Origin of the sequence: Achromobacter sp. ACM05 (assembly GCF_019218915.1) — a bacterium.
GTDB classification, from domain to species: Bacteria; Pseudomonadota; Gammaproteobacteria; order Burkholderiales; family Burkholderiaceae_B; genus Achromobacter; species Achromobacter animicus.
In genome coordinates this window covers 1,688,295-1,701,864 of record NZ_JAHUWQ010000001.1, presented here as the reverse complement: position 1 = coordinate 1,701,864, position 13,570 = coordinate 1,688,295, and the positions used below count along the sequence as shown (strand labels likewise).

Here is a 13,570-nt window from a genome sequence, read left to right as displayed (position 1 = left end):
GTCAACGGTCCTCAATCGGTCCCCCTTGGTCCATTCCCGCGCGGTAGCGGTCCAGCCAGGCCTGCATCATCAGCACGCCCCACAGATGGCTGTCCCAATTGCGATGCCCCGACGTGTGTTCACGCCATTTGCGCAGGATGGGTTCGGGTTCGAACCAGCCCTCCTGACGCAGGCGTGCCGGATCCAGCAACGCATCGGCCCATTCGCGCAACGGACCGCGCAGCCACGCGGCCAGCGGCACGGCGAAACCGCGCTTGGGGCGGTCGACCAGCGCCTGCGGCACGTGGCGATGCAGCACCTGCCGCAGCAGCCACTTGCCGGTGTTGCCGCGCACCTTGTACTGGTGCGGCAGGCTCCAGGCGAACTCATAGACACGGTGGTCGATCAGCGGCACGCGGGTTTCCAGGCTGACGGCCATTGCGGCGCGGTCCACCTTGACCAGGATGTCGTCGGGCAGGTAGGTCACCGTGTCGAGCTTCATCATCGACTCGAAGAACGATCCCTGCATGGCGCGTTCGAACACCGACTGGGGTTCCACGCCGCCCTTCACGACGCTGGCCGGGTCCGGCCAGTACGACACGAACCCGCGGTAGAACTCGCCGCGCGTATCAGCGCGCAGCAGTTCGCCCAGCTTGCCGACCTTGCCGCGCCATGCGCCGCGGCCGGGCAGATGGGTGGACGCGCTGAGCATCGCGCCGGCCGGCTTGCGCAGCAGCCCGGGCACGCGCTCGAACTGGCGCCACCAGTTGTCCACGCGGAAGTAGCGCGAATAGCCGCCGAACAGTTCGTCGCCGCCGTCGCCCGACAAGGCCACCGTCACGTGCTGGCGCGCCATGCGCGTGACCAGCGACGTGGGGATCTGCGACGAGTCGGCAAAGGGTTCGTCGTACATGTCGGCCAGCGTGGGCACGACCGCCAGCGCGTCGTCCGCGGTGACGTAGAGTTCCGTGTGATCGGTGCCCAGGTGCGTGGCCACGGCCTTGGCGTGCTGCGCCTCGTCGTAGCCCTTCTCGTGAAAACCGATGGCAAACGTGCGCACCGGCTGCGAGCTTTGCGCCTGCATCAGCGCCACGATGGTCGACGAATCGATGCCGCCGGACAGGAACGCGCCCAGGCTGACGTCGGACAGCATCTGGCCGCCCACGGCTTTGGACAGCACCTTTTCCAGCGCGTCGGTGGCTTGTGCATCAGAGTCGAACGAGAGCCGGGCGTTTGACGCCGCATCCGCGGCCTCGCGCGCGGACCAGTACACCCGCGGCTCCGGCATGCGGCGGTTGCGCGCGTCGTCGGCCGAGAATTCGATCCACGTGCCGGGCGGCAGCTTGGCGATGCCTTCGTAGATGGATTGCGGCGCGGGAATGTAGTTGTGCCGCATGAACGACGCCAGCGCGTTGCGGTTCAGGTTGCGCCCAAAGCCCGGAATCGGCATCAGGCCTTTGAGTTCCGACGCAAACACCAGCTCCGAATTGGAATAGCCGTAGTACAGCGGCTTCTCGCCCATGCGATCGCGCGCCAGCACGAGCTTGCGCGAGGCCTTGTCCCACAACGCGATGGCGAACATGCCGACCGAGGCTTGCAGCGTGGCCTCGATGCCCAGCGCGGTAAAGCCGGCAAGGAGCGTCTCGGTGTCCGAATGCCCGCGCCACGCCGGCGCCAGCGCCGATTCCTCGAGCTGCTTGCGGATGTCCAGGTGGTTGTAGACCTCGCCGTTGAACACCATGACGTAGCGGCCGCAGGCGGACGTCATCGGCTGATGGCCCGCTTCGGTCAGGTCCAGGATCGCCAGGCGCACGTGCGCCAGCGCGATTCCCGCGTCGGCGTCTTCCCAGAATCCATTGCTGTCCGGTCCGCGGTGGCGGATGCGGCGGCAGCTATCGGCCAGCACCTGCGCCTTGTTCCCCAGGGGACCCCAAATTCCGACTATTCCACACATGATGTTGTTCTCGTGTTCACCGTGGCAACGGCGCGCGCGGGGCCCTAGCGGCCCGACGCCCGCACGCCGTCAAAAAGTTCCTGCCATTTCTGCAGCACGCGCACGGCCGAGAATCGGTCGCGCACGTCGGTGGCCGCCCGCGCCATGCGCGCGCGGCCCTTGTCATCGGCCATGACCGCGTCCAGCGCCTTGCACAGCGCCGGCACGTCGCCATTGGGCCGCACCAGCACGCCGTCGATGCCTTCGCGCACGATCTCGCGCGGGCCGGTATCGCAATCGAACGACACGGCCGCCAGGCCGCTGGCCATGGATTCGAGCAGGGTATTGGACAATCCTTCGAAGCGCGAGGTCAGTACATAAAGATCGGCGCTGTCGTACCAGTCGCCCACATTGCCGGCGCGTCCCGGCATCGAGACGCGCGATGCCAGGCCGGCCTCGCGCACCTGCGCTTCGAGCGCCTGGCGTTCGCTGCCTTCGCCCAGAATAACCAAGTCCCAGCCGGGATGCGACGGCGCCAGGTGCGCAAAGGCCTGGATCAGCAGATCAAAACCCTTGTCGCCATGCAGCCGGCCGACCGCCAGCAGACGCTTGCGGCCGTCTTGCGGCGCCGGCGTCAGGATGGGCTCGGCGCGCGGCAACGGAAAGTGGACGGGATTGGGAATGACCGCGAGCCGCGAGCCCGGCACATGCTGTTCGAGCCAGTCGGCGGTGCCGCGGGTCAAGGCGACGACGCGCGCGGCACGCGGATAGGTCAACCGGCGCAGCCGCTGCCAGAAACCCGACAGGGTCTGCGACGGCGGATGGGTGTGTTCCGTGGCGATGACGCGGCAGTTCAGTCCCGCGCAGGCCAGCACGGACAGCACGGACGCCGTGGTCATCATGCCCAGCACGATGTCGGGCCGGAACGATTTGACGACGCGGCGCAGCGCGCGCACGCGCTGCAGGTTGCTGAGGATGCCGCGCAGCCCGCCGCCCTCGCCCGCCGTGTGCAGGACTTCGCGCCGGACCTTGGGATGCAGCGCATAGACGTCGCCGTCGGCGCTGGCCTGCGTGACCACCATGACCTCGCTGCCTTCGGCCGCCCAATGGGCGCTGAGGTCCGCGGCGACGCGCTCAGCGCCCCCGCCATGCAGGGAATGGATGAACAGCAACACGCGCGCCGGACGGGCGGAGTCGGCAACGGACATTCAATCGGTCCCCTTGGGTTCAGCCTTGCGCATCGCCACCACCAGGTAGCATGCGAAGGACAGCACATACATGAGGCTGGTGGCCAGCATGATGCCGGCCGCGCCCATGCGGGGCGCGAGCACGGTGTTCAGCACGGCCTTCAGCGCAAAATTGGCGACCGCAATGGCGGCCATGATGCGATATCGGTTCTGGCTGGCCAGCAGTTGCACCAGGATCAGCACGCCGAAGTAGAACGGCAGTTGCAGCAGCCCCCAGCGCAGCACGTGCGCGACGGCTTCGGTGTTTTCCGCGGTGAACGCGCCGCGCTGGAACAGCACCGACACGCCCCACGGCGCCAGCACCCAGCCCAGCGCCACGGCGGCGGCGCCCGCCACCACCATCAGCAGCGACCACTTGAGCGCCATGCTGCGCGCGCGCGCCGTATCACCGCGGGCCTGCACGTCGGCCAGCACGGGCAGCGCGGCACGGCCCACCGACACTGCCCCGATGCCCAGCAGCAAGGACAGCAGCCGGCTTGCGTAGCCCAGCGTGGCGTTGGCATTGGCGCCCAGGTTGGCGGCGGCATATTGGTCCAGCGGGCCCACGAAGCTCATGGCGACCTGGCCGATCAGCATCACGCCGGCCGCGCTCATCAGCTCGGGCCAGTGCGGCGACTTCAGCGACAGGCGCGGCGCGCCCCAGAAACCGCCGTCGGCGCGCGCGGCCAGCCAGGCCAGCCAGACAGTCTGAATCGCGTAGCCGACGAGCGTGCCCCACAGCAGGGGTCCGACGCCCTCGGCGCTGACGGCCAGCATGACCCAAGCCAGCGTCGCCACGGCAGGCACGCTGTCCAGCAGCGTGTTGACGTGACGTTCCTGTGCGCGCAGCCGCGCGGCGCTGATGCCCGCGATCAGCAGCAGGGCCGACACGGGCGCGAAGGCGATAAGCAGGTCGCCCGTCATGGCGCGAACTTGCGCCGACAGGCCCTGCCCCAGCCGATCCACCACATATGGCCAGGCAAACCACGTCAGCAAAGCGAGGGCGACGCCGGCGGCGGCGACCCAGCCCTGAAGCTCGCGGATGAAGAGTTCTTTCTCGGCCCCGCCCGTGCGCGCCAGGCGCACCAGCACCGGGATCAGCACCACCGACAGCACGCCCACGATCGTGACCGGCAGCCAGGTGCCCATCGTCATCGTGAACTGGTAGGCGTCGACGGCGTCGCTGACGCCGTAGCGGTACGCCACCGCCATCTCCTTGATGGCGCCGGCGGCCTTGCCCAGCAGCAGAAACACCGCCACCCGGAACGCGCCCTTGAAGATGCGCTGATGATCCGGGTGGATGTTGCCGAGTTTTCGGACGAGTGCTTTCAACGCAGGAATTGCGTGTACCAGGGCATGGCGACTTCCAGGCCTTGCAGCACCGTGTGCGTGGGCGCGTAGCCCAGCAGGCGGCTGGCCTTGCCGATGTCGGCCTGCGAATGGCGCACATCGCCCGCGCGGAAGTCACCGTAAACCGGCTGCTTGCCGTAGTCCACGCCCTGGTTGCCCAGGGCCTGCACCAGGAAGCTGAACAGCTGGTTCAGCGTGCTGCGGCCGCTGACGGCCACGTTGTAGACCTGGTTGCGGGCTTCGGGCGCGGCCAGCGCGCCCAGGATGTTGGCCTGCACCGCGTTTTCCACAAAGCAGAAGTCGCGGCTGGTCTCGCCGTCGCCATTGATGGTGACGTCCTTGCCCTGGATCATCGCGGCGGTCCACTTCGGAATCACGGCGGCGTAGGCGCCGTCCGGATCCTGCCGCTTGCCGAACACGTTGAAGTAGCGCAGGCCTACCGTCTCGAAGCCATACGAACGCGCAAAGACGTCGGCGTACAGTTCGTTGACGTACTTGGTCACGGCGTACGGCGACAGCGGCTTGCCGATGTTTTCCTCGACCTTGGGCAGCGCGGGATGATCGCCGTAGGTGGAGCTGGACGCCGCATAGACGAACGACTTCACCTTGGCGTCGCGCGCCGCCACCAGCATGTTCAGGAAACCGCCGATGTTGACGTCGTTGGTCGTGATGGGGTCGTTGAGCGAGCGCGGCACCGAACCCAGCGCGGCCTGGTGCAGCACATAGTCCACGCCTTCGGCCGCGCGGCGGCAGGCGTCCAGGTCACGGATGTCGCCTTCGATGAAGGTGAAGCGCGACCATTGCTCCGGCGACACGGACGCCTGGACTTCGTCCAGGTTGCGCTGGTGACCGGTGGCGAAGTTGTCCAGGCCGGTGACGGACTGGCCGAGCTTGAGCAGGGTTTCCAGCAGGTTCGAACCGATGAAGCCGGCGCAGCCGGTCACCAGCCACTTGCGCGGCGAGGCGGCCAGTTCCTGGGTGACAGTTTCGAATCGTGTGGTCATGGCGAAATCCTTTTACAGACGCAGGTCGGATTCAGCGGGCGACAGCACGTACTTCAGGTCGTACAGGATATGTTGCGGCTTGCCGAGCTTGCGGATGCCTTCGGCGCCCATGTCCTTGAACTGGTTGTGCGCCACGGCCAGGATCACGGCGTCATACTTGCCTTCCTCGGGCTTGGCCACCGGGGTCAGGCCGTACTCGTGCATGGCTTCTTCGGTGTCGACCCACGGATCGTAGATGTCCACGTCGACGTTGTAGTCGCCCAGTTCGCGAACGATGTCCACGATGCGCGTGTTGCGCAGGTCGGGGCAGTTTTCCTTGAACGCCAGGCCCATCACCAGCACGCGGGCGCCTTGCACGTGGATGCGGCGCTTGGTCATGCACTTGACCAGCTGCGACACCACGTAGCTGCCCATGGAGTCATTCAAGCGGCGACCCGCCAGGATGATCTCGGGGTGGTAGCCGATGGATTGCGCCTTGTGGGTCAGGTAGTAGGGGTCCACGCCAATGCAGTGGCCGCCGACCAGGCCCGGACGGAACGGCAGGAAGTTCCATTTGGTACCAGCGGCCTGCAGCACGGCTTCGGTGTCGATGCCCATCTTGTTGAAGATCAGGGCCAGTTCGTTGATCAGCGCGATGTTCACGTCGCGCTGCGTGTTTTCGATCACCTTGGCGGCTTCGGCCACACGGATGCTGGACGCCTTGTGCGTGCCGGCGGTGATGATTTCCTTGTACAGCTGGTCGACCAGGGTGGCGACTTCCGGGGTGGAGCCGGAGGTGACCTTCTTGATCGTGCTGACGCGGTGTTCCTTGTCGCCCGGGTTGATGCGCTCGGGGCTGTAGCCGGCGAAGAAGTCGACGTTGTACTTCAGGCCAGACACGCGCTCCAGGACGGGCACGCAGTCTTCTTCGGTGGCGCCGGGGTAGACGGTGGATTCATAGATGACGATGTCGCCGCGCTTGAGCACCGCGCCGATCGTTTCGCTGGCCTTGACCAGCGGGGTCAGGTCCGGCTGCTTGTACTCGTCGATGGGGGTGGGCACGGTCACGATGAACACGTTGGCCTCGCCCAGTTCGGCGCGTTCGGCGGTGTAGCTCAACTGGCTGGCCTCGGCCAGCTCGGCGTCGCTGACTTCCAGCGTATGGTCGTGGCCCGCCTTCAGCGCGTCGATACGGCGCGTGTTGATGTCAAAGCCAATGACCGGGCGCTTCTTGCCGAACTCAACGGCCAGGGGCAGACCGACGTAGCCAAGGCCGACGACAGCGAGTTTCACATCCTGGATTCGCAACATAACTCTCCCTTCACCGTAGAACGTTTACGGCATTTTAAAGATGGTCTGGTGATGGATACCGAGCCCCCGGCGGCGATCGCCGGGGCACTCGAACTATTCGGTGGTTCGCAGCACGGACGGCAACAACAGCCAGCCCGGGCGGCGCCAGGAGACCAGGCGTGCATACAGCCAGATATAGACGCTGGCAAAGACAACCAGACTGGCGCTCAGGGCCCAGGCGTTGTCCCACCAGATCGTGGCCGGCACCAGCCCGATCAGCGCCAGCACCCACATGTATGGGGACGCCAGCGCATTGCAAAGCGCGGGGACGGCATGGCGCCGGCCGCGGCTGAAGGTCACCCGGACCAGACGGCGGAACACGAGCTGGTGCAGGTGCAGCGCATCGGGCTGGTCAACCGGCACGCCGCGTTTGAAGCGGCGCCGCCAGATCGAGAAACCGGTTTCGAATACGGGGTAGAACAGGACCGCCAGGGCGTAGAACGGCGACACGGACGGGTTGCGCACGACCAGCAGCACGGCCAGTTCGGCCAGCATGAATCCCAGGAAGTACGCGCCGCCATCGCCCAGGAACACGCGTCCGAACGGGAAGTTCCACACCAGGAAGCCCAAGGTCGCCGACGCCAGCGCCGCGGCCACCAGGAAGATCGGCACGTCGCCGACCTGCAGGGCAACGAGGCTGATCGAGACCGCCATCAACGTGGCGACCATGCCGGCCAGGCCGTTCATGCCGTCAACGATATTCAGCGCATGGGTACAGCCACCCACCGCGAACATGGTGAACAGCAGCGACACGGGCCAGTACGACAGCACGTAATCCACAGGCGCCATGCCGACGCGGCTGACGCCGCCCAGCAGCCACCACGCGATGGCTGCAGATAGAAAAGCAGCCAGCAAACGCTTGCTGGCGCCGATGTCCTTGGTAATGTCTTCAAGCAGGCCGGCCACGAAAACGGGCAACGCCGCGACGAAGAGCGCGGGCCACAGCCAGGTCAGGGTCATGTTGCTGGGTCCGAGGACCAGCAGGCCAGCCAGCGTACCGGCAAGCACCGCCAGACCGCCGACGCGGGGCGTCGCGCGGGAGTGATTGGCTTGGGGCTTGTTGAGGTCGCTATCGCCGGTGAAAGCGCCATGCCAGCGCTCGGACGCCACGATGAGTCCCCCCACCATGAACGCGACCACGCATATATACAGCCAGGTCACTGGATCACCTCTGGTTGGTCTATCGAGACAGGCCCGCCATTATCGGAGGCAGGTGTAACGCCCATATATGGGAGGGATAAGGAAGTGCAATTCCGAGGCACAGAACGTAACGCGCGCAGGCGGGTTATCCGTCCGCCGCGCATGTGACTGGAACGCGCTGGCGCGCGAGCGCCTGGCAGTGCTGGTTTCATGTGGGGGATTGTAGAGCGTTCCGCCTCTGGGCACGCGAAATATGCAAGGGAAAACGCGAAGGCCCCGAGGCCCCGCGCGGCGTTGCGCTGCGCGGTTTTTTGCCGACATCGCTTACAAATAGGGACGCAACGATCCGGGACAAAAAAAAGCCCGAGATCGTGAGATCTCGGGCTAAATCCACCAAAGGAGGAGGGTGGAGGAGACAACCGTGGCATGTTGGGAGCGGGGACTTCAGCTCGCTGCGCTTCCGGGGTTTTCACCGCGCCGTCTGCGTTTCAACATCCAATGACTGAATAGTACCTACGTTTTTTGTGCGTTGCAAGATTTTTTTTGATCTATTTTCAGAGGCGTTTGCGACGTTGCTTTTTTGCTGCAAGATTCGCGGCGCCCCTCTGGAAACCCGCACCAGGCAATGCCCTGACCAAAAACGGGGTTTTTGCCGAAGGGGTTTTCCCCTTTCGGACTAACCCTGAACAATAGCGGGTATTCCCACCCTGGCCGCCGCACCAAAATGGTGCTTCACGCACCACGAGGCGGCCAAATTTGCGCATTGCAACATTTTTATCAGATGCGGTTTCAAGTGGCCGGTCAGATCCAATAGGCGGTGATCGTCATCACCTTGGACATGGCGCGCATGGCCACTTTTACGGGTGCAGGGAGCGGCACGCCCCCGGCCTGCTCTGCGCTGGCGCGGTGCTGGGCCTCGTCGTCCTTCATCTTTTGCACGATCTGGCGCGAGCGTTCGTCCTGCACCGGCAAGGTGCGCAGGTGCTCGTCGAGATGGGCTTCGACCTGCTTTTCGGTTTCGGCCATGAAGCCCAGATTGCGCGGCACGCCGGCCACGCTGGCCATGACGCCCAGGGCGAACGAGCCCGCGTACCAGACCGGATTGAGCAGGCTGGGCCGGCTGCCCAATTCGTTCAGGCGCTCGTTGCACCACACCAGATGGTCGACTTCTTCGGTGGCGGCATTCAGCAGCAGCGCGCGCGGGCCGGGTTCCTTGCAGACCGACGCCTGGCCGCGGTACAGCGCCTGGGCGCAGACCTCGCCGACGTGGTTGACGCGCATGAGGCCCGCCGCGTGGCGTTTTTCTTGCACGGACAGGGTTTGCGGCGATTCCTGGGCGGTTGCGGGATAGGCGCGGCCGGCGCTGGCGTTGCCCGAAAGCACCCGCAGCGCACGGTCGGTTTCGGCCAGCAGGGCATCCAGGGGACCGTGGCGGCGGCGCAGGGAAACGGGGCCGGATTTGGACAACGTGGTGGACATGGCAACTCCTAGGCAAAGCGGACGCCCTGCACCCCTGATGCGGGGTGGGGTTCTCCTGCCCGGGATTGTACGCAACGGGTATCATCAGCCATTGACTGCGCTCAAGCTCAAGGACTCACTGAAATGGAATGCACGATCGACTGGGGCGGCCCGAGCGGCATGCTCTTTACCGCCAGCACGGGCAGCGGCCACGTGGCCGTGATGGACGGCGCCGTGGATGGCGGCGGCCACAACCTGGCGCCCCGCCCCATGGAAATGCTGCTGGCCGGCACGGGCGGCTGCACAGCCTATGACGTGGTGCTGATCCTCAAGCGCGGCCGCCACGCGGTCTCGGGCTGCAGCGTCAAGCTGCAGGCCGAGCGCGCCGGCACCGACCCCAAGGTCTTCACGAAGATTCACTTCGCGTTCACCGTCACCGGCGCCAACCTGCCGCGCGCGGCCGTCGAACGCGCCGTGCAACTTTCCCACGAGAAATACTGCTCGGCGTCGGCCATGCTGGAAAAGACCGCCGAAATGACGTTCTCCGTCGACATCGTCGACACGCAGGAAGCTGCCGCTACCGCCTGAGCCGCTCGCGCGGCCGTGGTGTAATTCGGCATTCACCATATATAGGCGCCGCCGCGGCACGTCCGCGGCGGCGCGCTTGCTTCCCGACCCGGGACCGCAGGCACAAGGATCGTCATGAAACAATACCTGGACCTCGTTCAATCCATCCTCGACACCGGCTCGTGGCAGGAAAACCGGACCGGCATCCGCACCCTCAGCATGCCGGGCGCCTCGCTGCGCTTTGACCTGCAGCAGGGCTTTCCCGCCGTCACCACCAAAAAGCTGGCGTTCAAGTCGGCCATTGGCGAAATGGTGGGTTTCCTGCGCGCCTCGCGCAGCGCGGCAGAATTCCGGGAACTCGGCTGCAAGGTCTGGGACCAGAACGCCAACGAGAACGCGCAGTGGCTGGCCAACCCCTACCGCGAAGGTCCTGACGATCTGGGACCGGTCTACGGCGTGCAGTGGCGCCAATGGCCGGCCTACAAGATGCTGGACGCCAGCCGCCCCGCGCAGATCGAAGACGCGCTGTCGCGCGGGTACGCCAAGGTGGCCGACCTTGAAGAAGGCGGCGTGCCGAAGGTGCTGCTGTACAAGGCGGTCGACCAGCTGCGGCAATGTCTGGACACCATTCACGAACGCCCGGGCGACCGGCGCATCCTGTTCCACGGCTGGAACTGGGCGCAGATCGAGGAAATGGCGCTGCCGCCTTGCCACCTGCTTTATCAGTTCCTGCCCAACGCAACGACGCGCGAGATCTCGCTGTGCCTGTACATCCGGTCCAATGACGTGGGCCTGGGCACGCCGTTCAACCTGACGGAAGGCGCGGCGCTGCTGCACCTGGTCGGGCGCCTGACCGGCTACACCCCGCGCTGGTTCACCTACTTCATCGGCGATGCGCATATCTATGAGAATCACCTGCCGATGCTGCGCGAGCAACTGACGCGAACGCCGTATGAATCGCCACGCCTCGTGCTGTCGGACCGCATTCCCGATTTCGCCGTGACCGGCCGCTACGAACCCGAGTGGCTCGAGAAGGTCGAACCCGGCGACTTTTCGTTGTCGGGCTACACGCACCACGCGCCCCTGACGGCCGCGATGGCCGTCTGACCCTTGCGCCGGCAGCGCCGGCGACCGCCTTTCAGGTCATATCAGCAACACGCCGGACGCCCGTCCGGCGTCCGATTCCTTGCACGCCCCGCAGCAGGTGAAGATTGGTGAGCTTCTGGAAGCGCGATTTCGGTATAACCCATCCCTTAGCCACGGACGCGCGTCCAGCATGCCGCGCGCCCCGTTGCTTTCGACCGGCCCTTCGGGCGCGCCATGCCGAGCGCCCGAACCGCGCCGACCGCTGGCGTTGCCGCGCCCAATTCCCCATCCCTATAAATAGAGTGTGAGAAAAGCCAGCGACGCGAGCAGGATTCTCCTTGCGACCGGACTGCAACTGTTGACTACCAATTGAATTGAAAATCGTGCCCCGCGCCGCGGCTGTATGCGCTTAGGACAGGACCCCACAAATGCTCGTTGGAACTTATAACCCTTCGCTCGTCCTCGTATCCTTAGGGGTCGCCATCCTGGCGTCGTATACGGCGTTGGGCATGGCCAACCGCGTGAAGGCGTCGAGCGGGCTGCCCGCCGCGAAATTCTGGCTGGCGGGCGGCGCGTTCGCGATGGGCATCGGCATCTGGTCGATGCACTTCGTGGGCATGCTGGCATTCAGCCTGCCCATCCCCATGGGCTACGACCTGCCCCTGACCGTGCTGTCCCTGGCCATCGCAATCGGATGCTCGGCCTTCGCGCTGTGGATGGTCTGCAAGGACGAACTGCCGTGGGGCCGGCTGGCCGCGGGCGCGCTGCTGATGGGTTCCGGCATCGCGGCGATGCACTACATCGGCATGGCCGCCATGCGCATGTCGCCGGGCATCGACTACGACCCGACGTGGTTCGCGCTGTCCGTGGCGATCGCGATCGCCGCGTCCGGTGCAGCCCTGTGGATCACTTACCGGCTGCGTCAGGACGCGCCGCGCGTCGCGCTGTCGCGCCCCTTGGCCGCCGGAGTCATGGGCCTGGCGATCGTGGGCATGCACTACACGGGCATGGAAGCCGCGAGCTTTCCGGCGGGCAGCATCTGCATGGCGGCCGATGAAGGCATTTCTGCCGGCTGGCTGGCCATCGCCGTGACCGCGGTCACGCTGAGCGTGCTGGCGATCGCGCTGGTGGTGGCCGTGCTGGACAACCGGCTTGAGGCGCGCACGTCGGCGCTGGCCTCGTCGCTGGCCGAAGCCAACGAAGAGCTGGTGCAACTGGCGCTGCACGACACGCTGACCAAATTGCCCAACCGCATCCTGCTGGAAGACCGGATGGAGCAGGCCATCGAAAGCGCCAGCCGCCGCCGAGGCCATTTCGCGGTGCTGTTCTTTGACCTGGACGGTTTCAAGGCGGTCAACGACGCGTACGGACACCACACCGGCGACGCGCTGCTGATCGATCTGGCGCAGCGCATCCGCCTGGCCTTGCGCACGCAGGACACGGTCGCGCGCCTGGGCGGCGACGAGTTCATCGTGCTGAGCGAGGTGATCGAACCCACTGACGCCGCGAACGTCGCGGATCGGCTGATCGACGCCATCGCACGCCCCGTCACGGTCTACGGCCACGAAGTGCTGGTGACGTCCAGCGTGGGCATTGCGGTCTATCCGAACGACGGCCAGGACACCCACGCCCTGCTGACCAATGCGGACGCGGCGATGTACCACGCCAAGCGGCTGGGCGGCACGGGCTACAGCTTCTTCGAACCGTCCATGAACGCCGATGCCCACGAGCAGATCGAGCTGCTGCACGACCTGCGGCTGGCGCAGGAGCGCGGCCAGTTCGTCCTGCATTACCAGCCCAAGTACGAAGCGCCGGCCGGCCCCATCATGGGCGCCGAGGCGCTACTGCGCTGGAACCACCCGACGCGCGGCCTGGTCGGCCCGGACCAGTTCATTCCCACGGCAGAAAAAACGGGCCTGATCCTGTCGATCGGCGAATGGGTCATCAACGAAGCCTGCCGCCAGATGCGCGAATGGATCGACGTCGGCCAGGGCCACTGGACCATCGCCGTCAACATCTCGGCGCTGCAGTTCTCACATGCCAACCTGGTCGAGACGGTGCGCTCGGCATTGGCGAAGCATGGCGTCCCGCCCGCCTGCCTGACGATCGAAGTGACCGAATCGATCGCCATGCGCGACGCGGAAGCCAGCCTGACGGTGCTCAAGCGCCTGTCCGATCTGGGCGTCACGATCTCCATCGACGATTTCGGCACCGGCTATTCCAGCCTGCTTTATCTCAAGCGGCTGCCCGCGACCGAACTCAAGATCGACCGCGGCTTCGTGAACCAGCTGGACAACGACAACGAAGATGCGGCCATCGTCTCGGCCATCGTGGCGCTGGCGCAGCAGCTCAACCTGCGCATCGTGGCCGAAGGCGTCGAGACCGCGGCGCAGCAGAAGTTCCTGACCGGACTGGGCTGCGACTCGCTGCAGGGCTTTCTGCTGGGCAAGCCCATGCCGGCCACCGAGTTCCTGGAACACGCGGCGACCTGACGGGCG

Annotated in this window: 10 protein-coding genes; 3 read left to right on the top strand and 7 right to left on the bottom strand. The window is 65.8% G+C overall.

The features are described 5' to 3' along the window. Nucleotide 1 precedes the first annotated feature (1 nt). The 7 genes from asnB to coq7 form a co-directional block, all read right to left on the bottom strand. Entirely contained in the window at nucleotides 2-1,933 is a 1,932-nt protein-coding gene (gene asnB / locus KW836_RS07715) for an asparagine synthase (glutamine-hydrolyzing) (RefSeq protein WP_175137797.1), read from the bottom strand. Nucleotides 1,934-1,977: 44 nt separating this feature from the next. Then, nucleotides 1,978-3,120 carry a glycosyltransferase family 4 protein gene (locus KW836_RS07710; RefSeq protein ID WP_175122513.1) on the bottom strand — a complete coding sequence of 381 codons (1,143 nt, stop codon included), beginning with the start codon at nucleotides 3,118-3,120 and terminating at the stop codon, nucleotides 1,978-1,980. Then, nucleotides 3,121-4,470 (bottom strand): murein biosynthesis integral membrane protein MurJ, encoded by a 1,350-nt coding sequence (gene murJ / locus KW836_RS07705; RefSeq protein ID WP_175122512.1) that lies wholly within the window; start codon nucleotides 4,468-4,470, stop codon nucleotides 3,121-3,123. Beyond that, nucleotides 4,467-5,492: an SDR family oxidoreductase gene (locus KW836_RS07700; RefSeq protein ID WP_175122511.1), complete on the bottom strand. Its 1,026-nt coding sequence runs from the start codon at nucleotides 5,490-5,492 to the stop codon at nucleotides 4,467-4,469. Before KW836_RS07700 ends, murJ begins: the two co-directional genes overlap by 4 nt. Before the next feature lie 12 nt (nucleotides 5,493-5,504). Continuing rightward, the gene (tviB, locus tag KW836_RS07695; protein WP_175122510.1) at nucleotides 5,505-6,782 is read right to left on the bottom strand and encodes a Vi polysaccharide biosynthesis UDP-N-acetylglucosamine C-6 dehydrogenase TviB; all 1,278 of its coding nucleotides are present in this window, start codon (nucleotides 6,780-6,782) and stop codon (nucleotides 5,505-5,507) included. Between the two features lie 93 nt (nucleotides 6,783-6,875). After that, nucleotides 6,876-7,982 (bottom strand): glycosyltransferase, encoded by a 1,107-nt coding sequence (locus KW836_RS07690; RefSeq protein ID WP_175122509.1) that lies wholly within the window; start codon nucleotides 7,980-7,982, stop codon nucleotides 6,876-6,878. A 780-nt stretch (nucleotides 7,983-8,762) separates the two neighbouring features. Further along, nucleotides 8,763-9,440 carry a 2-polyprenyl-3-methyl-6-methoxy-1,4-benzoquinone monooxygenase gene (gene coq7, locus KW836_RS07685; RefSeq protein WP_218342889.1) on the bottom strand — a complete coding sequence of 226 codons (678 nt, stop codon included), beginning with the start codon at nucleotides 9,438-9,440 and terminating at the stop codon, nucleotides 8,763-8,765. Between the two features lie 123 nt (nucleotides 9,441-9,563). Between coq7 and KW836_RS07680 the strand changes: the two genes are divergently transcribed. The 3 genes from KW836_RS07680 (at nucleotide 9,564) to KW836_RS07670 (ending at nucleotide 13,564) form a co-directional block, all read left to right on the top strand. Beyond that, nucleotides 9,564-10,007, top strand: coding sequence for an OsmC family protein (locus KW836_RS07680; protein WP_218342888.1), 444 nt, complete (start codon nucleotides 9,564-9,566; stop codon nucleotides 10,005-10,007). Between the two features lie 114 nt (nucleotides 10,008-10,121). After that, nucleotides 10,122-11,093, top strand: coding sequence for a thymidylate synthase (locus KW836_RS07675; protein WP_175122506.1), 972 nt, complete (start codon nucleotides 10,122-10,124; stop codon nucleotides 11,091-11,093). Nucleotides 11,094-11,500: 407 nt separating this feature from the next. After that, nucleotides 11,501-13,564, top strand: a complete 2,064-nt coding sequence (locus tag KW836_RS07670; protein ID WP_218342887.1) for a bifunctional diguanylate cyclase/phosphodiesterase — start codon at nucleotides 11,501-11,503, stop codon at nucleotides 13,562-13,564. Nucleotides 13,565-13,570: the final 6 nt, after the last annotated feature.

Coding starts and splice junctions, on each gene's coding strand:
- KW836_RS07700 (WP_175122511.1), bottom strand. CDS start 5,492: ATGACCACACGATTCGAAACTGTCACCCAGGAACTGGCCGCCTCGCCG.
- asnB (WP_175137797.1), bottom strand. CDS start 1,933: ATGTGTGGAATAGTCGGAATTTGGGGTCCCCTGGGGAACAAGGCGCAG.
- KW836_RS07675 (WP_175122506.1), top strand. CDS start 10,122: ATGAAACAATACCTGGACCTCGTTCAATCCATCCTCGACACCGGCTCG.
- coq7 (WP_218342889.1), bottom strand. CDS start 9,440: ATGTCCACCACGTTGTCCAAATCCGGCCCCGTTTCCCTGCGCCGCCGC.
- KW836_RS07670 (WP_218342887.1), top strand. CDS start 11,501: ATGCTCGTTGGAACTTATAACCCTTCGCTCGTCCTCGTATCCTTAGGG.
- KW836_RS07680 (WP_218342888.1), top strand. CDS start 9,564: ATGGAATGCACGATCGACTGGGGCGGCCCGAGCGGCATGCTCTTTACC.
- KW836_RS07710 (WP_175122513.1), bottom strand. CDS start 3,120: ATGTCCGTTGCCGACTCCGCCCGTCCGGCGCGCGTGTTGCTGTTCATC.
- tviB (WP_175122510.1), bottom strand. CDS start 6,782: ATGTTGCGAATCCAGGATGTGAAACTCGCTGTCGTCGGCCTTGGCTAC.